This window comes from Nostoc sp. TCL26-01, from assembly GCF_013393945.1.
GTDB lineage: Bacteria > Cyanobacteriota > Cyanobacteriia > Cyanobacteriales > Nostocaceae > Trichormus.
This window is the reverse complement of record NZ_CP040297.1, coordinates 6,230,075-6,249,406: the sequence shown is the minus strand read 5'-3', so window position 1 is coordinate 6,249,406 and position 19,332 is coordinate 6,230,075. Positions and strand designations below refer to the sequence as shown.

Sequence of the window (19,332 nt, the reverse complement as noted above, 5' to 3'; positions counted from 1 at the left end):
TAAGCTGCTTACACGACACACTCAAATCTCAAAATTAGATCATGTACAAGTAAGCTGCACAAAATCCTGGTAGAGACGTTGCAGTGCAACGTCTCTACATTCATTTTTACCAGATGTCTATAGAACTTACGCAGTGTCACTAAATTTTCTGGCTTTTTTGTCAATAATCAACAGTCCAAAAAAAACTTGATTTTGACTATTGACCATTGACTATTGACTATTGACTATTGACCATTGACCATCCTCATTTATGGTTTATTGGTTGAGTGCGTAAGTTCTAGTCTATTTAACTGGCATTCAATACATCCATTTTATGCTGAGGTGCAGTAGCTACAGCCGCTACTTCTCCAATCAGTTCATCGGACACTCCTAATTCTTTGAGAGTTTCCAATAAATTTTCCACGACAGCATCAAAGTGTTCACCACTTAACCCCATACCCTCAACCAAGTGTTTATGGGCATCTCTCATCGTCTTGCCATTATATTGAGGAGCGCCACCAAAAGCATAAGTCAAAAATGCTTTTTGATGTTCGCGTTGTTTATTCATGTCCACGTTTTCAAAAAAATGTTTGATCCGGGCATCATGCAAAACTCGCTCATAGAACTTATCAACAGCAAGCTCGACAGCACTTTTTCCACCTAGCTTTTGATACAAGTTGTTCATATTTTCCTCTGAATAATTTAAGTTTTTTAAAGGTTTGTAACTGTTAGTTAAAGCCAGAGCTTAACTATGCCAAAAATGCAGAATTGGTATAATTATAAGTAAATTTGGCAAATAGCGATCGCCATAATTATTAAGTAAACCCAAATCTTATTGATCGAACAGAATACGTGCGTCAGTCGTACAGTATTCATGCTGAATTCTGACTCCTGACTCCTGAATTCTTCAAGATAGTTGCAGTCGCAAGTAATTAGTAAACTCCAGCAGTTCAAGCTCAGAAAGATGGTAACGCGATCGCTTGCCATATTTCTGTTGCAAATATTCCCTGCCCTGCTCTGGACTCCAATTTAATTGTGCTAAATATGTATCATTAATTTTGAGACTAATTTTTTGTCCTAAAGCTTGCCAATCAATCTCCTTATGTCCATCCCAACTCACCCCTACAGAACGATAAGTCACAGGATTATAAATAGTACAAAAGACAATTGTCTTATCTCCAGGACTCACTGCGATCGTTAACGGCTGACGTAACTGTTCACAAGTCAAAACATCTAACGAAAGTAGTAAACTTTTAGAAAAATAAGATTCCTTACCTGAACGAATAATATAAGGTTTATCTGCTAAAATGTGCAAATCAGTTTTTTCAGACTCTCCATGTGAAGTTTCTATTTTTTTATTAACTTCAATTCCTGTAATGAAACCTGTTAAAGCCCGATCATAAATTGGTATTGGTTTAGCATCATCTGAGAGCGTATACCAACAGTGATCGTTTTCTTTACTCACAAAAACATATTGAGGTTTAGGAATAGAGCCGAACCCTAATTTAATATCCATACTTGATTTGCCGGTGATGATCAATAAATTGCTGTGACAAATTGTATTGTCAGGCAGTGTGTTTATTGATATGATTCCCGAATTACCAAATCAATTAACATTTATGCAAATTAAAAATCACGCAGAGATTTCTGTGCGTGAATATAAGCTGATTTTATATGTTTAGACTAGACCCTAAGAGCTAGAAAACATACATATTTTCTTTTTACTCAGCACTCATCACTCAGCACTCAGCACTCATCACTCAACACTCATCACTCATTAAACCGTCGTTTCCGGCTCAAAACCCAAAGCTTTCAACCTTTCTCTTAGCGTTTGGACTTCTTGTTCTGCTTCTAAACGCTGCTGTGCTTCTAAAATAGCTCGTTGTTCTGCCTCAATCATCCGTTCTTCGGGTGTGAGTATTCTTTGTTCTTGTTCGTCATACCAATATAACCACTCCCTTGCTATACCTTGATAAATGCCCCGTTCTCGTCCAATTCCTAAACCAACTTCAGGTAGCCAAACGGGATTTCCTGACATCAGGATATATTCGCCATTTTCTAATCGATAAACCTCCAAAGGAGATTTTTTCCGACGAAAAGGATTGTATATAACGTAATACAAAACTCCTAATTCTTTGGCATAGGATTCTTGTTTGGTGGTGTATTCTTCCAGATGTTTTTGCGAAGCTACCTCTAAGACTAAAATCGGCGGTTTTTTTTCTTCCCACAAAACATAACTGAAGCGCAAATCTCCATCAATAAAGCGATTAACATCTACACTGAGCAATCCATCAGGGACAATAGCTGGTTTTTTTGGGTCGTAATATATACCCAAGTTAATACCAAACAACCAATCCCAACGGTCTGACCAAACTAAAGCTAGTGAAGCTTTAAGTAAACTAGGAATTAAATCTTGTAGTTCATTATCCACAGGTATATCCTCAGAGTCAGGCAGTTCTTCGGAAGATGGCAAACAATGTAACGGGTTGTAGTTTAACATGAGCTGTATAGGCAGATGCAGATTTTAAATAGATTGTAGGCATTAAACAATTTAAAATCAAAATTACAAATGTCATCAGGAATTACATAGTAGTTTGGGTGTAACGCAATGAAACCCAAGATGATTTTTGAGTTACGCTCTGCCACACTCAACATATAAGAGAAATGGGATTGTTAAAATAGATAAAAATAGCCCAAATTATAACACATTTTGGGCTAAAGATTAAAGTATATTTATTTAACAATCAGGGTAAAATCAACTAAACTATGCAGAGAAGACGAAATCGCTAGCTGTCAAAGTGGTAGAAGTAATTCCTAGCAGAGAAACTAACTCAGTCGCGCCACTCTTCACTAAAGTATCGCTACCTTGTTGCACCAAAGTTAAAGCACTGAATTGAGTTACGCCAATTCCACCCAATCCGATTTTGTCAACACCAATAGTGAAGTCAGCCACGATATTCTTGCTCGTAGGTAGACTGCCATTAGCAATCCAGAATTGATCAATTCCTGCACCACCAGTCAAGCGATTACCACCGCCAGCACCAGCAAATAGCACGTCATCACCATCACCACCAAACAGGGAGTCATTGACGTTGGAGAACAACTTGTCATCTCCAGAACCGCCATAGAGACGATTCTTGTCACCGTTGCTGGTAAGGGTGTCTTTACCAGAACCACCGAAGGATGATTGGCGTGAACCTTCGACTACAGTCAAGCTGTCAGCACCGGCTCCACCAAACAGGTTGTTGCTACCATTGGCTTCAACGACGGTAATTTCATCATCACCGCTACCACCATCAGCATTGGTGTTGCTGGCTGGACCATTAGCACCGATCGCAATTTGATCGTTACCACTACCAGTGGATACAGATGAGTTGCTACCTGTAACTACAGTATCATCACCGTTGCCTGTAATGATTGTGTTGTTGCCATTCGACTCAACAAAGTCTGCACCATCACCAGAAAAGAGGATTTGTCCTGATTTGAGAGAGATATCATCACTATTAGTAGTACCAAACTCCACATCTAAGGGGTTTAATCCCACAGTGCGATCGCTAAACCCCGCAGCTGTAAAGTAGGGAGTATTGCCCACAGTCTGATAATTCAAAATAGTGGTTTGACCGTTGCTAGCTGGTTCTGAGGTCAAAGTGCCAGAAGTATAAGCAACGCTGTCAGGACTTCCCACCAGTGACTCTGTAATCACCCGGCCTTTTAAATCACCATTGCTAGGTATGTTCCATCCTAAAATGTGGGCTAGTGTGGTCGTGACATCAGCATTACTCACAGGCGCAGAGTCTACATAACCCGTCTTGAAGTCAGGGCCAATAGCTTCCATATTATTGAAAGTATCGCCTCGACCAAAGCTACCGTGCATACCCTGTCCTTGTTGCAATCCTGTATCAGCAATCTCTACTTCAGCTTGGGGATTGTTAGGGTTACTTGGGTCTGTGCTAAAGGTTTTGAAATTGATAATAATCGATGGTACTGGTGTTTTCGCATCACCTTTTAAACCAATGGCGCTTAGTGGTAAAGTTCCGGGAATGGAACCAAAAGCATCGTTGACAAAAATCCCACTAATGTAATCTTTTTGCGAGAGGAAATTTACTACCTGTTTAGCTAAGTTAACGTCGTTGTTCGGCAGGTAAATCAAATCAGAGCCGCCATTGGCAGCTACAATCACCTTCGTACCCGTGTCAAGCTGACCATTAACAATCTTGCCTGTACCACCAATGACACCATTCCCAGCCGTAGGACGTTGACCTTGTGTGGGATCAACAACAGCATACTGAATATTATTGATGTCTAGAGGCGCGACTGTATTTTTATCAGGATCATATAAGGTTAGACCTAAATCATGAGCTAAATCAATGGCCACAAAACCCGGTGGGAGAAATCCTTGATTGACACCAGCGTAGGTTAGCGTAGCCGCATAACTGTTAGTTTTTGTACCTTGGTTATCAATCGCTTGTTTACTGATGGTAGAAAAACCGTGGTCAGAGGTGATAAAAACATCAGTAGTCTTGTCTAAACCTGTACTTTTGAGGTAGTCGAGAAGTTGCTTTAAGTTATCATCAGCATTCTTGACACCAGCTTTGGAAGTGTCCCCATTAATACCTGGGGTGAGGCTATTGAGGCTATCACCTTGATTGTGTTGACTACCATCAGGGTCTCTTGACCAGTAAACTAGAGCGAATGGTTGACCCTCATCCTGAAATTCGGGTAGAACTGCTTTAGTTGTGGCATCGATAAAAAACTTTTGTTGGTCAACATTCGCAACTGTAGTTCCTGGAGTTGTATTATTGCCAGAAACACCATTTGCGCCTCTACTAGGGGTGGTTGTTGGTAAGCCAGCCGCCTGTAAACGAGCGATAATATCCGGGTCAAGTGGTACAGCTTGGGGGGAGCCTGTTACAGGATTAGGTGCTGCACCTGTGCGATCATCAATAATGACAGTCTTGGGGATGGGAATATTCCCCGCAGTCCCACCTTCTCGGTTAACTTGGGTGACATCTTGGATAGCAACTGGCCCTAACTTACCAATTGCGGCTGTGTTAAAACCCTGCGATCGCGCATAAGATAGCAGAGAATCTTCATCCAAAAAGTTGTTACCGGGAAACTTTTCATCGATATCACCCAGAACAGCATTATTTTCAATAAATGGCGTGACGCTGCCATTAGCATTAGGAGTAGGAAAGCCACTATAAATAGTGTTACTGAAATCACCAGTGTCACCCAGGTAATGTCCTGTGGCGATCGCCGAAGCATTCGGTGTGGTAAATGTAGGAAACAGTGAATGACTATTAGTAAAACTCACTCCCTGCTGACGGATGCTGTATAAAGTTGGGGTATCAACAGGATTGACAGAACCGTGACGCAATCCATCTGCAACAAAAATAATGACGTTTTTAGCGTTGCCATTTGTATCAGTCATACCAACTACTCCCTAAATATCTTGCTGTTTGCCTAATCGCAGCATTTGTGTATCTGTGGAGAATCAGAAAATTAGGTTACTAATTACTGTTATTAATTACTCCCAAATCCGCACTGCAAATTTTTGACCACAGAACCATTATTTGTAATCGGCTACAAAATGCTTAAAATCTATAGGAATCCGATTTGATTTCTGTTGGCGTAGCCTGTGCTTACACAAAAAATCTAAGTATATGTAGTGGCATGGCAAGCTTTAAATGTGGCGATATATTTTTATTTTTGTAGGGTGCGTTAACGAAGTAACGCACCGTCTTAATCTCATTGGCGGTGCGTTATGCTACCCTGCGGGTTCTCCGAAGGAGTACGCAACAACGCACTCTACTATTGCACTATTTTAGTCTTGCCACGCCACTACGTATCTGTTCAAAAATCAAGTAATAATCCTATACATCCAATTAGTGTGGATAGTTCATCTACTTTTGGTTACTCACAAAAAATAATTGTTGAAGATTTAGAAAAGATTATAAAAAAGTTAATTTTTTCAAATAATCAGCTTGTTTCAGTGATAAGTATGTCTGGGGAGATAGATTATCTGGAAAAAACTCCTGAAAAATATAAAAAGCGGGATAGCAATACTACCCCGCCTTCAGAAATCAGTGGAAATTAACTGACTTTAAAAATGAACTTTCATCATGCCTAACCGATAACGCTAGCAGAGAAGACGAAATCGCTAGCTGTCAGATTAGTAGAAGTAATTCCTAGTAAAGAAACTAACTCAGTCGCTCCACTCTTCACTAAAGTATCGCTACCTTGTTGCACCAAAGTTAAGGCACTGAATTGAGTTACGCCAATTCCACCCAATCCGATTTTGTCAACACCAATAGTGAAGTCAGCCACGATATTCTTGCTCGTAGGTAGACTGCCATTAGCAATCCAGAATTGATCAATTCCTGCACCACCAGTCAAGCGATTACCACCGCCAGCACCAGCAAATAGCACGTCATCACCATCACCACCAAACAGGGAGTCATTGACGTTGGAGAACAACTTGTCATCTCCAGAACCGCCATAGAGACGATTCTTGTCACCGTTGCTGGTAAGGGTGTCTTTACCAGAACCACCGAAGGATGATTGGCGTGAACCTTCGACTACAGTCAAGCTGTCAGCACCGGCTCCACCAAACAGGTTGTTGCTACCATTGGCTTCAACGACGGTAATTTCATCATCACCGCTACCACCATCAGCATTGGTGTTGCTGGCTGGACCATTAGCACCGATCGCAATTTGATCGTTACCACTACCAGTGGATACAGATGAGTTGCTACCTGTAACTACAGTATCATCACCGTTGCCTGTGCTGATTGTGTTGTTGCCATTCGACTCAACAAAGTCTGCACCATCACCTGTCAACAAGGTTTGATTGGGTTGAGTTGTAATGTCATCACTGCCGGTGGAACCAAACTTAATGTCTTCGGCTTTGGGCTGACCTAAACCGGGAGCCAGGTTGAGGGGCTTATCCAACTTCAACAACAGAATCTCATTGTTGTCGATTTTGGGATTTTGTGGATCGTTGCCTGGACGACCTGTAGAGAAGGGATAGTTGTTGTCATTAGCTACCAAAATGGTGTTTTTGTCAACAACTAAAACATCTTCAATTGTTTGGAATGGGAAGTCGAAGGTAGTCTTACCATCACCGTTGAGGTCGTTGGGGTCTTGGATATTCAACAAGTCCACAACTTCTTCTTTCGACACAAAACCGTTGGAGTCGGTTTTTGACAGGTCTATTTTGTAGATTTTCTTGAATTTAGCTGAGGCTCCTTGACCATTATCCCGTTCAATGACCAGGTATTCATTGTCATTGATGACAGCTAAATCACCGATCGCATTTGCGGGAGTATCCAGTCTGTAGTACAGCTTCTTATCTGTGTATTTGTGGCTAGCAAGATCAAATTCGTTAATCCGCAAAGCACCAGGAGTATCGCCTTGGACAGTCCCTTCCAACAGCATATACAGCTTGGTTTTGCTGGCATTGATAGCGCCACCTTCAAAGCCTTTAGAAGCGCCCAAATTAGCGATCGCATTTCCGGAAAGCACATCAGGATTTTGTGGCGATCGCACTACATTATACAAAGGATTATCTCTGAGTTGATCCCGTACTTGATCGGCAATATCGGGAAAGTCTGAGAATAGGGCATCTACACCTAATTGATAGAACTGCTGAATTTCCAGTGCTAACTTGCCTTTGCCATTAACTGTGTAATCTTTGGCTAAGTACCGGTCTTCAGCCCGGAAGGTGTAAGGATGAACCAGCAACCCGGCGTTGTGAGCATCTTGAACTAAGGTCGTGGGAGGTAATAAAGTCTTATCAGCATCATTGACAGCTCCATCCCCATTGATATCATCTGCTACGCCATCACCATTAGCATCAGTACCTTTGACGCTGACAATCATCCGCTTCCAAGGGCCAATACCATCAGCGTATTTAGCCACATCAGCTAAACCTGTGGGAGTCCGCAAGTCGCCATAGGTGCGGGTATCACCACTAACCTGCAAGTCGTAAGGTTGACTTTCGATAATCTTGCCGTTGATGTCAATATCAGCAGCATCCAAAAGTTGAATAAGTGGGATATCTACTCCCGCAGCAGGCATGATCACATCATGCAACTGTTTGAGATTACCGACTTCAAAGGACTGGATGTAAATACGGCTGGGGTCAGTGAAGTTATTAGCTTTGAGGGTATCGATGAGTATCTGACTAATGTTCCGATTGATTTTCTCTGTTGTACCTACATAAGTAGCTTCTTGAGCAAAATATGTCGGGTGCTTAGTTTCAGGATAGATACCAATCTTTTTACCTGTCGTCGCTTCGACATTCTTCACTAGGTCAATAATTTCCTTGAGAGTCGGAATTTCAAACTGACCATCAAAAGAGTGATCTCGGAAAGGTAAACGCTCTACAGCGCGTAATTCTTTGATTTCCGCTAAAGTGAAATCTTCTGCAAACCAACCAGTAATTTGTGTACCATCTAAGCTGACTGTTTTTTTGCGATCGGCAAACTTCGCAATTTGGTAGACATTTGTGGTTGTATTGCTCAGATTCACACTACCATCAGCGTTCAAAACTGCCAACGCAGGTTCATGACGCGCAATCAGCACACCATCTTTAGTCACAACTAAATCAGGCTCAATAAAATCAGCACCTTTGTCAATTGCCAATTGATAAGAAGCCAGGGTGTGTTCAGGACGATAGCCACTCGCACCTCTATGACCTATGACTTCTGGTGCTGTGCCATCTAGAGTTTTGAAACGGTCAGGTGTCGCAATGGGCGCTTCTAACAACTTACCAGTAGCATCAAAGTGGAGTAGGTAAGGGCCAAACTCTTCACCAACCCACAATGAACCATCTTTATCAATGACAAAGGACTCGACATCAAAGTCTGCACCAGTCAGTAATCTATCAGCAGTCCCTTCATTGACAATTTGGAAAGGAACTTTCTTATTAGGATCAGACAGTTGGATATAGTCTAAAAACTTAACGCTACCATCGCCGTTTTCGGTTCCCTTAAAGTTCGGGTCTAGACGTTGGATACGTAACAAGAAGTCAGCACTATTATTTTTAGCACCGTAGCCATTATCTGAGAGGAAGTAGAAAGAGTTACTGTTGGCGAACTGTACAGCGCTAAAACCCTGTACTGGCTGTCCTGGGAAGGGGCCTGTTCTACCATTGCCAGAAATACCATTACCAGAAGCTGGCCCGTCGCTAAAGGTATCAGCAGGTAAAGAAGCAAAGCCAACTAACTCAACTTTTGGTACAGGTAGAGCAACTAATAATTGACCACCTTCAGCATGATTACCGTTCAGAGTAGTGGTGGAACTGGGGGAATTTTGTACAGTATGAGCTTGCACATCGAACAGATAAGCACCCTGTCCTGGTAAAGATTGGGCTGGTAGTTCAATAATGCCTGAACTTTCCCACTGGCCTTTAACATCAGGGTTGTTGAATTGAGTACCAGCAGCGTCCTCATTTAAAGCAAACTGACGGGTAATAGCTTTGGTAGTGGGGTCAAAAGCATAGATAGAAGCTTCGCGGTTCTCAGCCTTCATCAGCTCGCCACCGAAGGATGTTTCATCCTCTTGAATCAGGATTTTGCCGGATTTATCGACGGTAACGTTGTCGTAGCTATTGCCTTTACCCGCGCCACCAGTCAACAGCAGTTCAAAGTCACTAATCGCGGCTGTAGGATCTGAGGTGTTTAAACTAAAGCGATAGAGTCTACCATAGGGATTTTCTGCTTCCGCCGGAGTTGCAGCAATGTCGGTAGGATTTGCCCCAACTGTTCCTGGTTTGTTTTTAGTCCCAGTTGTGACGAAATAAAAGGTTCCTGGTTTACTGGGGTCTTCGGCAATATCCTCAATGCGTTGGAAGTTGGTGGATTTACCTACACTATTTACAAAGTCAGTTAAGTCATTAGAGTCAGTAGCAGAATTTCCACTGGCTTTTGGTGTACCATCTGAGTTGAAAACAGCTGATTTATCAACTTTTGTCCAGGTAGCCGCTTTCTTGATACCTTCGCTGACTTGCCCTTCATAGTCTGCGTCAGCAACTTTCAGGACGTACAAATCTCCGTTTTTAAAGCCATTGGGGTCTTCGGCGGTTTGTGTACCTACCCACAAATACAATTCACCGTCAGCATTATCTTCTGCCGAGATTAGTACCGTCTTGTCTGAATTGACAGCTCGATATTGAGCAGCTGCGAGTACATTTTCTTTTCTGTAGCGCCCTAGTCCGTCTATTGCTACTGCTGTACCATCTGGTGTGACAGCCCAACCCCGACTTCTATCACTGCCTTCTTCTGGAGCAAAGAAAATAGGAGTTTCTTGCCCATTAGCATCAACAAATCCAGATGCAGCAAGGTAAGCAGAACAGAAGCGATCAAAGCTTAGGGTTTTGGTTGAGTCTGCCGTGTTAGTATATAGACCAGTCGTGGTGTTTAAGGTGTAAGTACCAGTACTGTCTACTGCGGTTTGAATCAGATTTTTACCACCGATAACATTCCAGCTTTCATCAAAAACGAAGAGGGAAACTCTAGCACCATTAATTTTTTCCCCAGGGAAGGTGCTAGAAATATCTGTGGATACACTGCTACCTAACTCGTGGTTGACCCAAACGTAATTATAAGTTTTCCCATTGACAGTTACTTGCTTGGCTCCTGTGCCATCGGGTATACCAGTAAAGGCATATTTTTCTGTAGCATCTGTTTTGGGTGCTTCAATGGAGCTAAACGTACTCAGTAGTAAGGGTACTTCATCTCCCACAGTCAATAAAGGTACTATTTTTGTATTATCTGAATTATTTACGTTATTAACGTAAGAAGATGCTGTGGTTTTTCCGTTCTGGATGGCCATATTTAATGTATTTTTACTGGGTTTTGAGTGTTGCTGCTATTTAAGTTCTCTCTGTTAAGTGGCTTGGGAGTAGATATACCATCCTCGGTTTCTGAAGTTTGTAGTCATCAGCTGCTGAAGCAATGTCACTCTAACTAGAGGTATGGATTACCTAAATTCCCAATGGAGACTTTGACGGGAACACTATCAGAGAACTTGGCTAGCAAATAAGATATTGAAATTTGAAGATTAAGAAAAAAATAAGTCAAACAGAACAAATGGTTAAAATACCGTTTGCGCTCAAAAACAGTAGTTATCAAGAAAGCTAGAGGGTAGTTTCCTCCTACCTGTCATAGGACTAGTGCTTGATTTTTAGAAAAACTCAGTACAAATAAAAGCACCTTCTTAGCTATTACTTATTACTGATTGCCCAACTTATGTATGTATTTTCCAGCAGAAAAAGTTGAGTTTATTGGCAAAAATCAAGACCATACATAAAGTATTTTTTGTTGAAAAAATAAAAAAGCCTGTTAAAGAAAGCATCTGCAAATCATGCGTACAAATACTGAATACTAAAGTCAATCCTCTAACAAGTTCAGTGAAACGACGATGGTTTATTCAGGCTTGACTAAGGAAAATAATGACAGCTTAAGAACTTAATACGCAACTCCATTTTGGCAAAAAAAGGAGTTACCACAAAGGAATTTTTATATGGCAGCAAGTGAGTCCTCTATGCAAACTGATGGTATGGAGTTATTACGCTTATACCACCAAAATCCTTCTATTAGACTTCGTAATCGACTAGTTCATTTACATACTGGTTTAGTAAGAAAGATGGCTCATAAATTTAGTCATCAATGTAATGAACCTTATGAGGATTTAGAACAAATTGGTTATTTTGGTTTAATCAGAGCTATAGAACGCTTTGATCCCAGTCAAGGATATGCTTTTAGTTCCTTTGCTGTGCCATATATTCGCGGCGAGATGCTGCATTTTTTACGCGATCGCAGTACTCTATTAAAAATTCCCCGTCGTTGGCAAGAATTATATAACGAAGGGCAAAAAGTTCGTAAAGAGTTAGCAATTTCTTTAGGTCGTCCACCGAAAGATATGGAAATTGCTAAAAGATTAAAAGTATCTGTACAAGAATGGCAAGAAACTAAACTAGCAGCACAAAATCGGATGCCTTTAAGTTTAGATGCTACCGCAGTTCACTATGTTGATTGCCAAATTACTTTGGGTGAAGCACTTCCTTGTCCCCGTTCGACAACTCAGCAACAGTTAGATGAAGAACGGCAACAATTGCAAGGGGCTATTAGTTTATTAGAAGACAAACCCCGACAAGCTGTAGAAATGGTATTTTTAAAAGAACTGTCTCGGAAAGATGCGGCTAAAAATATTGGCACTAGTCCCATGACAGTTACCAGATATCTGCAAAAGGGAATTCAAGATTTAATTTGCTATTTACAACCGCCAGCAGTGGTAACAGGGCCTTAACATCCCTCAGATTTCAAGGATTTAAGCCTGCTCGTTGAAAGATGGCGTTAGGGGTAATATCTAATTCTGGTAACAAATCATCAGTAATTACTTGCTGATCTCGGTAGGTAATGGGGAAAGAAGACGAAGCAAATACAGTGATAGTTCTAGCTTTCGTATCGACTACCCAAACACGAGATACACCAGCTTTGAGGTAATCTGTAGCTTTTTCCGTCATCTCTCCAAAAGTTTGTCCCGGTGAAATAATTTCTATCACTAATTCGGGTGCAACCGGACAAGCTTCATCTTGCAACCAATTAGCAGCAAGACGGTGATGAGAAACATAAGTCAAATCAGGTATTGGCATCCAATCTTGGTGATTACGTGTTAGTTTGATTGCCCATTCAGTGACAACCCGGCCTTTGTCTTGCGCCCATGCAGACAATAGTATAAGTAAAGCACCAGTAGTCGAGCTATGAAAAAACTTTGGTGACATTTCATCGTCTTTGTATTTGGGGACAGCTTCACCGTTGACAAATTCGTATGTAATGTCACCTTCGGGAAGTGCGAGAAATTCTTCCAAGGTGAGCCGTTGATTAGAAGACTGAACCATAGGTGTTAAATGTGTAGGATGGGCTAACTACCTAGATTTTAGATCAGCGATCGCTCCCTTAGTCATGGCAGCAATGGCTTTATCGGTGGCTTTGGGCAAATGATAATATTTACCTCCCGATGTTTTTGCTAGTTCTTTAGCAAAGCCAGTGGAGACAAATTTACTTTCGGTATCAATCACTAATAGTTGCATTCCCAGGGCGCGAATCCTCGCCGCGATATCTAGCAATTCGGCTTTGATATCTGGTTTTTCTCCTGGTTCTTGGGGTTCACCCAAGGAGCGTGATAAAGGAATATTCCCTCGGCCATCGGTGATAGCAACAATGACGACTTGTCCAACATCTCCCCCCATTTGCGCATTAACACCGACACGCACAGCTTGAGTTAAACCATGAGCTAGAGGTGAACCACCACCACAGGGTAATCTTTCCAAACGGTTCCGCGCTAAAGCAATCGAACGAGTCGGGGGTAACAACACCTCAGCCTGTTCTCCCCGAAAAGGAATTAAGGCTACTTGGTCGCGGTTTTGATAAGCTTCAGTTAGTAGCTGCATGACTGCACCTTTGGCTGATTGCATCCGGTTTAAAGCCATCGAACCAGAAGCATCTACCACAAATACAATTAAGGCTCCGGCTTTACGTACCAAGCGCTTGGAGCGAATGTCTCCTTGTTCAACAATGACTTTTTTATCAGGGTTTCTTTCGCGCCGAGCTTTTTGATAGGGGGCTGCGGCTCTCAGGGTAGCATCTACGGCGATGCGGCGGACTTTCCCCTTGGGCAACATGGGTTTAATATAACGTCCCCGGTCATCAGAGAAAATAATACTACGACTACCGGATTTACCTTGGCGTTTTGCCATCTGGGCAAAATACATGACGCTGTTATCGAGTATTACCCCTTCTGGGTCAAAGATAAATTCTTCGGGAATGCTGGGTGGTTCTTGTTCTTCTTGTTCCTCTGGTTTATCTTCGTTATCTTCCTCTTCTTCTTGTTGATCTTCCTCTGACTCGTCTTGATTTTGGGGTGGTGGTGGCGGTGGTGGTGGGGGTTGGTCTGGTGGTGGTGTTTGCACAATGGTTGCCCGTGGGACAATTACCAACTCCACAGCCCGACGTAAATCATCGGCATTTACGGTTGTGCGTCCATCTAAAGCGGCTGCGGCTTTAGCCACACGGACTGCAAACAATTCAGCCCGATGTCCTTGCACGCCACCGCGAATGGCTTCATCGACTAAGTAAGCAATTTGTTCATGGGTGATGGTGACTTCTTTTAACCATTCCCGCGCCAGAATAATTTGGGTTTTCAGGGAATCTAAATCTTCGCTGTACTGCTGGAGAAATTCTTGCGGCGATGTGGAATAGGCGATCGCCACCTCAACTGCTGCTACTCTTTGATCTAGACCGAGAACACCGTCAGCTGAAAGAGCGATCGCAATTCGATCTAGTAAATGCTCTCGTAATGCTCCTTCTTCTGGGTTATAGGTGGCGATAAACAGGGATTTGCAAGGATGCTGGAAACTAATCCCCTCACGTTCGATTTGGTTGCGTCCTTCTGAGAGGACTGTTAATAACTGATTAGAGATTTGCTCATCTAATAAATTAATTTCATCCACATACAGCACACCCCGGTTAGCTGTGGCGAGTAACCCTGGCTGAAATATTGTGTCTCCCTGTTTAACTGATTGTTCCACATCTACAGAACCCAGGAGCCTATCTTCGGTGATACCCAAGGGGATTTGCACGAAGGGTGCGGGAATGATTTCTGTCGGGATATGATCAACGTTGTCTGCCACATCTCCAGACAATTGGTCATCCCATTCTTCTGGACGACTGGGATCGCAATTGCTGATGGAACCTTGAACAACTTCAATTGGTGGTAAGAGAGCGTGGATAGCACGCGCCATCACAGATTTTGCCGTACCGCGACGACCTGCGATCGCTACTCCTCCCAAACCAGGATCGACTGCTGCTAACAGTAAGGCTAATTTAATCGCTTCTTGACCGACTACGGCTGTCAAGGGAAAGCTAGTGATTGTGGGATTTAGGGTAGGCGCAGGCATGGATTTGCAAATAGAGAGAAGGCAAGAGGAACAGCTACACTGCTTTAGTCTCGGCTTTTAGCATATCAATTTCTGGCACATTTAGAATAAAGTTATAGTACATCCTCAGATGTCGGTTGCCATAGACAATGTACAACTGCATCAGGTATGAGAATAATTATTTATGGCTTACAGTGACTTTAAACTAAGTGAAGTTATTGACTCTTTTGGTTTAGTTATCCACGAAGCTTCTGGATTATTTGCTCATGTGCCAGAACAAGAATGTAGTGATTTATTATCTACTATATTACAAGAAAATGTAGATTTAGCGGTCGCCATTAGTTCGGAAAAAGCTCGCAGTGAAATGATTATCAGTCCGATTTTACTGGAGATTCGCCGCAAATATAATTATAAAATTAGTTTGTGTTCTGGAGTCGATTTTACTGTTGATGCTCAACGGGGATTAAATGGATTTTGTGATTTTATCTTGAGCCTTTCTTCAGAGCAATTACTCATCTGTATTCCGATCATGGTTTTCGTAGAGAGTAAAAATGAAAATTTGCGTTCTGGTTTAGCACAATGTATTGCAGAAATGGTGGCAGATCAAATTTTTAATGACAAAAGTGGCAATCAGAGCAAAACAATTTATGGTGCTGTGACTATTGGGACAATTTGGCAATTTATCAAGCTAGATGGTAACGTTGTTAGCATTGACTTGAGTGAATATTATATTAAAGATATAAAAAAAATATTGGGGATTTTATATAGTGCGATCGCTCAAAAATAGTCTTAAATGAGGAAAATCTATGAGTCTCACTCAAGCTAAACGCTTCTCACTAGAAGAATACCGCAAACTTACGGATTTGGGCTTTTTCCACGAAGATGACCACATTGAATTAATTAACGGGGAACTGATACAAATGGCATCTAAGGGTACAGCCCATGCGACTTGTTTACGAAAATTGTTGAAGGAACTCCCCGGAATTATCAGAGATAGGGCTACTTTACAATCTCAAGCGCCAATTACCATACCACCCAACAGCGAACCAGAACCGGATTTTGCTATTATTAAAAACCGCAGTGATGATTATCTATCAGCTCATCCCAGTCCGGCTGATGTATTGCTGGTGATGGAAATTGCAGACTCTTCCCTAACTTATGATCAAGATATCAAAATTCCACTTTATGCTCAAGCAGGTATTTCTGATTATTGGATATTCAATTTGTTTGATAACTATTTAGAATGTTATGGTGAGCCTTATCAAGATAGTCAAGGAAAGTATGGTTATGCAAATAAGCGAATTGTCTTGCCTAATCAGTTGATAGCTTTACCTTGTTTTCCTCATTTGTCTGTTGATTTAAATCAAGTATTTCCGGCAAAGCCTAATTATTAAAATAATTCGTAATTCGTAATACCCTACGGGAAGGCTTGCGCCTAAGTAATACTTGCTTTCATGCGAGAAGCAAGCTACGTGATACCCTACGGGAAGGCTTGCACCTATGTAATTATGTTTTGTGACGGGGATTTATACCATTTCACGTTAATCATGATACACATGAATTATGTAGAGACGTTGCAATGCAACGTCTCTACTGTTTCTCAACCTACCCAGATGTGAGAGGTCTGGGGAGGCAGACTGGGTGGCGTTGCTGATAGCAAGTTATAAAATTTCCCCCCCCTGCTTCCCCTGCACCCCCTTGCCTCCCCTGCTTGCCTAAATTCATCCCCCTGTTCTGCAACGCCGACGGGTTTGTGTAGCTTTGCCAATCCTCGATCCCCACGTCAGAGAGTAATAAATGATGAGAGAATATTAAACTAACGATCACAAAACTTTAAAGTCATTCATCATGGCAAAGATTCAGTTTTCTAGGGGACTCGACGAAGAAGTAATTCCAGAAGTGCGTTTGACGCGATCGCGCAGTGGCGACAGTGGCACAGCAACGTTTATTTTTACAAATCCCAAAATTCTTGATCAAGGTAGTACAGACGATATTACAGGAATGTATTTAATTGACGAAGAAGGGGAAATAATCACCCGCGAAGTGAAAGCTAAATTCATCAATGGTAGACCCGAAGCATTGGAAGCACTGTATCTCATGAAATCCAGTGACGAATGGGATCGCTTCATCCGCTTTATGGAACGTTATGCTCAAGAGAATGATTTAGGGTTTAGTAAATCTTAAATTAGTCAAGAGTCATTGGTCAGTAGTCAATAGCACAAACAAGAACTGACCACTGACAATTAACAACTGACAAGCTGTATGAAAAAACAACCCCATCCAGATGTACCGGGAATTACAGTAACTTGTGCGATTGTTACTGTCAGCGATACACGTACCCTGGAAACTGACAAGAGTGGTCATTTAATCCAAGAATTATTACTTGGTAGTCGCCACATTGTAGGCGCATACAAAATTATCCCAGATGAACCAGCGCAGATTCAAGCAGAGATAGAATCATTTGGTCAAAGCGTCAATGTAGATGTAATAATTTTTAACGGTGGTACAGGTATTGCCCCCAGGGATACCACTTATGATGCTATTGAAAAATTATTAGAAAAGAGCCTACCCGGATTTGGCGAATTATTCCGATTTCTAAGTTATCAAGAAATTGGTTCACGAGCGATCGCCTCTCGCGCTGTTGCCGGCATTTATCAAAATAAGCTCATCTTCTCTCTCCCAGGTTCTAGCAATGCTGTGCGCTTAGGCATGGAAAAGCTCATCTTGCCAGAAATTACTCACTTGGTCAGTCAAATGCGGAAATAGAGATTGGGGATTGGGGGGATTAGGGGCTGGGATGAGACTTACTTTTTTCTAGCCTGTAGTCCCTAGTCCCTAGCCTCTAACCCTTTTTCATCAAGAAGCTAACGCTACTTCCACCAATTGCTGTAACTCACCTTTTTGGTAAAGTTCGATCAAGATATCGGAACCACCGATAAATTCACCGTTAACATACACTTGAGGAATTGTCGGCCAGTTGGAATATTCTTTAATCCCTTGCCGAATTTCTTGGTCTTCTAAAACATTGACAGTTTCAAAAGGAACACCCAAGGTATTGAGAATCTGGACAACGTTGTTAGAGAAACCACATTGGGGCATTAATTTGGTTCCCTTCATGAAAACCATAATTTTATTTTGTGTGATTAAACTATCAATTTTCTCTTGAGCTTCTGGTGTCATAGTTTTTTCTGTTTCCTAGTTTTGCCTCAATAATCATTAGTCTATCGGCAATAGCTAATTAATCGTTTGACTGACTCTGGACTATTGACTAGTTTCGGGAGTCTGTGTTTTCAATGCCAAGGCGTGAATAGCTTCAGTTGACATAGCCTGTTGCAATGCGCCATAAACCAACTGGTGCTGCTGCACAAGTCTCTTACCTGCAAACTGCGATGAGACTACTGTCACCTGATAGTGGTCACCGCCACCAGTCAAGTCTTGCACCTGAACTTCGGCATCTGGCAATGCCACCTTGATCATTGCCTCAACCTGCTGCGGACTGATCATCGCAATTCCCAAAAAAACTTACTTTTCTATTATTAACCCAAGTTGCTGGTTATGTAGATGGAGTCTGTGATAGTGGTAATTGGTAATTGGTAATTGAGAGTAAATTCTTACCCATTACCCATTACCCATTACCCATTACCCATTACCCCCTTTACTTCTTAGGCGAAGAAGATGAAGAACTGCTACCGCCTTGTCTAGGATAGGGAGCATCGACAAAACCTAACTCTAACAATTGCTGGTAAGCTTTCTTGCCTAGTTCTCGTGTAGGGTTTTGACTCTGGATAATTTGCACCAACAAGGGTACAGCTAATTCTGGTTGGTTTTGAGCGCGATGTACCAAGGCTAACTGATATGTAGCTTCGTCGCGCTTTTGGGCTGTTAATAGGGCTTTTTGACGTTGAGAATCAGAAACTCTGTTATCAATACCGGAAAAGCTAGAGTTTAGCTGTTGATAAAAATTTGATAGCTGATTGTATATCTGACGTGCTTCTTGCAGTTTTTTAGCTGCTTGGGCGTAATTTTGAGAAGCGACGGCTTGCTCTGCCTCTTTCATTAACCGTTCTCCACCCTCAATGCTCAACAGGCTGTTATTTTGGGCTGTGGGACGTAGGTTATTAGGGCTATTAGGATCGATGGGCTGGGCTTGATTTTGAGCGTTGACAGGTGCAAGTAGACCAAGGGCTACTACTACCGAGAGAGATGTCAAACGAATTACAGAAGCAGGGGCCGCGAAGTTCATGGGGTCAATTTGTGCAACAACTATTAAGAAACAGATCAATCTAGGGAAACTTCGGGTATCTTAACTCTGTTTGCGTTTTTGACAAAGTGGAGCTAAGTATACAGTTTCCTTGATTTAGACAGAAAATCGGTTTAACTGAGTTCCCATCGCCCGTGCATTAACCACAATC

General features: G+C 42.0%; 16 protein-coding genes. 6 read left to right on the top strand and 10 right to left on the bottom strand.

The annotated features are described in order from the left end of the window. Nucleotides 1-286: 286 nt before the first annotated feature. The 4 genes from FD725_RS27025 to FD725_RS27010 all read right to left on the bottom strand — a co-directional run bounded on the left by FD725_RS27025 (nucleotide 287) and on the right by FD725_RS27010 (nucleotide 5,410). Nucleotides 287-664: a group 1 truncated hemoglobin gene (locus tag FD725_RS27025; RefSeq protein WP_179050975.1), complete on the bottom strand. Its 378-nt coding sequence runs from the start codon at nucleotides 662-664 to the stop codon at nucleotides 287-289. Nucleotides 665-886: 222 nt separating this feature from the next. After that, nucleotides 887-1,495 carry a hypothetical protein gene (locus FD725_RS27020; RefSeq protein ID WP_179050974.1) on the bottom strand — a complete coding sequence of 203 codons (609 nt, stop codon included), beginning with the start codon at nucleotides 1,493-1,495 and terminating at the stop codon, nucleotides 887-889. Nucleotides 1,496-1,756: 261 nt separating this feature from the next. Then, nucleotides 1,757-2,479 carry a Uma2 family endonuclease gene (locus FD725_RS27015; RefSeq protein WP_179050973.1) on the bottom strand — a complete coding sequence of 241 codons (723 nt, stop codon included), beginning with the start codon at nucleotides 2,477-2,479 and terminating at the stop codon, nucleotides 1,757-1,759. Between the two features lie 264 nt (nucleotides 2,480-2,743). After that, a complete protein-coding gene (locus FD725_RS27010) occupies nucleotides 2,744-5,410 on the bottom strand; it encodes an alkaline phosphatase family protein (protein WP_179050972.1) in 2,667 nt (888 codons plus the stop codon). 459 nt (nucleotides 5,411-5,869) lie between these two features. On the opposite strand from FD725_RS27010, the gene FD725_RS27005 reads away from it, so the two are divergent. Next, nucleotides 5,870-6,076: a hypothetical protein gene (locus tag FD725_RS27005; protein WP_179050971.1), complete on the top strand. Its 207-nt coding sequence runs from the start codon at nucleotides 5,870-5,872 to the stop codon at nucleotides 6,074-6,076. 29 nt (nucleotides 6,077-6,105) lie between these two features. Here the strand turns inward: FD725_RS27005 and FD725_RS27000 are convergent, their stop codons facing one another. After that, nucleotides 6,106-10,815 carry an esterase-like activity of phytase family protein gene (locus FD725_RS27000; protein WP_306296886.1) on the bottom strand — a complete coding sequence of 1,570 codons (4,710 nt, stop codon included), beginning with the start codon at nucleotides 10,813-10,815 and terminating at the stop codon, nucleotides 6,106-6,108. 690 nt (nucleotides 10,816-11,505) lie between these two features. Between FD725_RS27000 and FD725_RS26995 the strand changes: the two genes are divergently transcribed. Beyond that, complete coding sequence (locus FD725_RS26995; RefSeq protein ID WP_179050970.1) at nucleotides 11,506-12,291, top strand: RNA polymerase sigma factor SigF; 786 nt, start codon at nucleotides 11,506-11,508, stop codon at nucleotides 12,289-12,291. 13 nt (nucleotides 12,292-12,304) lie between these two features. Here the strand turns inward: FD725_RS26995 and FD725_RS26990 are convergent, their stop codons facing one another. Both FD725_RS26990 and bchD read right to left on the bottom strand, forming a co-directional pair. Continuing rightward, nucleotides 12,305-12,883, bottom strand: a complete 579-nt coding sequence (locus FD725_RS26990) for a Uma2 family endonuclease (protein ID WP_179050969.1) — start codon at nucleotides 12,881-12,883, stop codon at nucleotides 12,305-12,307. Nucleotides 12,884-12,910: 27 nt separating this feature from the next. Then, entirely contained in the window at nucleotides 12,911-14,941 is a 2,031-nt protein-coding gene (gene bchD / locus FD725_RS26985) for a magnesium chelatase ATPase subunit D (protein WP_179050968.1), read from the bottom strand. Between the two features lie 163 nt (nucleotides 14,942-15,104). On the opposite strand from bchD, the gene FD725_RS26980 reads away from it, so the two are divergent. The 4 genes from FD725_RS26980 to FD725_RS26965 all read left to right on the top strand — a co-directional run bounded on the left by FD725_RS26980 (nucleotide 15,105) and on the right by FD725_RS26965 (nucleotide 17,686). Further along, a complete protein-coding gene (locus FD725_RS26980) occupies nucleotides 15,105-15,707 on the top strand; it encodes a hypothetical protein (protein ID WP_179050967.1) in 603 nt (200 codons plus the stop codon). Nucleotides 15,708-15,726: 19 nt separating this feature from the next. Continuing rightward, nucleotides 15,727-16,314: a Uma2 family endonuclease gene (locus FD725_RS26975; RefSeq protein ID WP_179050966.1), complete on the top strand. Its 588-nt coding sequence runs from the start codon at nucleotides 15,727-15,729 to the stop codon at nucleotides 16,312-16,314. Nucleotides 16,315-16,768: 454 nt separating this feature from the next. Continuing rightward, on the top strand, nucleotides 16,769-17,104 hold the full coding sequence (psb28, locus tag FD725_RS26970; RefSeq protein WP_179050965.1) for a photosystem II reaction center protein Psb28: 336 nt from the start codon (nucleotides 16,769-16,771) through the stop codon (nucleotides 17,102-17,104). A 78-nt stretch (nucleotides 17,105-17,182) separates the two neighbouring features. Then, nucleotides 17,183-17,686, top strand: coding sequence for a molybdenum cofactor biosynthesis protein B (locus FD725_RS26965; protein ID WP_179050964.1), 504 nt, complete (start codon nucleotides 17,183-17,185; stop codon nucleotides 17,684-17,686). Between the two features lie 90 nt (nucleotides 17,687-17,776). Here FD725_RS26965 and grxD read toward each other — a convergent pair whose 3' ends face one another. The 3 genes from grxD to FD725_RS26950 form a co-directional block, all read right to left on the bottom strand. Further along, the gene (grxD, locus tag FD725_RS26960; protein ID WP_179050963.1) at nucleotides 17,777-18,100 is read right to left on the bottom strand and encodes a Grx4 family monothiol glutaredoxin; all 324 of its coding nucleotides are present in this window, start codon (nucleotides 18,098-18,100) and stop codon (nucleotides 17,777-17,779) included. An 81-nt stretch (nucleotides 18,101-18,181) separates the two neighbouring features. After that, nucleotides 18,182-18,424 (bottom strand): BolA family protein, encoded by a 243-nt coding sequence (locus FD725_RS26955; RefSeq protein ID WP_179050962.1) that lies wholly within the window; start codon nucleotides 18,422-18,424, stop codon nucleotides 18,182-18,184. 151 nt (nucleotides 18,425-18,575) lie between these two features. Further along, the gene (locus FD725_RS26950; RefSeq protein ID WP_179050961.1) at nucleotides 18,576-19,163 is read right to left on the bottom strand and encodes a hypothetical protein; all 588 of its coding nucleotides are present in this window, start codon (nucleotides 19,161-19,163) and stop codon (nucleotides 18,576-18,578) included. Nucleotides 19,164-19,332: the final 169 nt, after the last annotated feature.

Excerpts from the sequence above, each read along its gene's own strand:
- FD725_RS26955 (WP_179050962.1), bottom strand. The coding sequence starts at position 18,424 with ATGATCAGTCCGCAGCAGGTTGAGGCAATGATCAAGGTGGCATTGCCA.
- FD725_RS26995 (WP_179050970.1), top strand. The coding sequence starts at position 11,506 with ATGGCAGCAAGTGAGTCCTCTATGCAAACTGATGGTATGGAGTTATTA.
- FD725_RS26950 (WP_179050961.1), bottom strand. The coding sequence starts at position 19,163 with ATGAACTTCGCGGCCCCTGCTTCTGTAATTCGTTTGACATCTCTCTCG.
- FD725_RS27025 (WP_179050975.1), bottom strand. The coding sequence starts at position 664 with ATGAACAACTTGTATCAAAAGCTAGGTGGAAAAAGTGCTGTCGAGCTT.
- FD725_RS26990 (WP_179050969.1), bottom strand. The coding sequence starts at position 12,883 with ATGGTTCAGTCTTCTAATCAACGGCTCACCTTGGAAGAATTTCTCGCA.
- FD725_RS27010 (WP_179050972.1), bottom strand. The coding sequence starts at position 5,410 with ATGACTGATACAAATGGCAACGCTAAAAACGTCATTATTTTTGTTGCA.
- grxD (WP_179050963.1), bottom strand. The coding sequence starts at position 18,100 with ATGACACCAGAAGCTCAAGAGAAAATTGATAGTTTAATCACACAAAAT.
- FD725_RS27020 (WP_179050974.1), bottom strand. The coding sequence starts at position 1,495 with ATGGATATTAAATTAGGGTTCGGCTCTATTCCTAAACCTCAATATGTT.
- FD725_RS27015 (WP_179050973.1), bottom strand. The coding sequence starts at position 2,479 with ATGTTAAACTACAACCCGTTACATTGTTTGCCATCTTCCGAAGAACTG.
- psb28 (WP_179050965.1), top strand. The coding sequence starts at position 16,769 with ATGGCAAAGATTCAGTTTTCTAGGGGACTCGACGAAGAAGTAATTCCA.
- bchD (WP_179050968.1), bottom strand. The coding sequence starts at position 14,941 with ATGCCTGCGCCTACCCTAAATCCCACAATCACTAGCTTTCCCTTGACA.
- FD725_RS26965 (WP_179050964.1), top strand. The coding sequence starts at position 17,183 with ATGAAAAAACAACCCCATCCAGATGTACCGGGAATTACAGTAACTTGT.
- FD725_RS26975 (WP_179050966.1), top strand. The coding sequence starts at position 15,727 with ATGAGTCTCACTCAAGCTAAACGCTTCTCACTAGAAGAATACCGCAAA.
- FD725_RS26980 (WP_179050967.1), top strand. The coding sequence starts at position 15,105 with ATGGCTTACAGTGACTTTAAACTAAGTGAAGTTATTGACTCTTTTGGT.
- FD725_RS27000 (WP_306296886.1), bottom strand. The coding sequence starts at position 10,815 with ATGGCCATCCAGAACGGAAAAACCACAGCATCTTCTTACGTTAATAAC.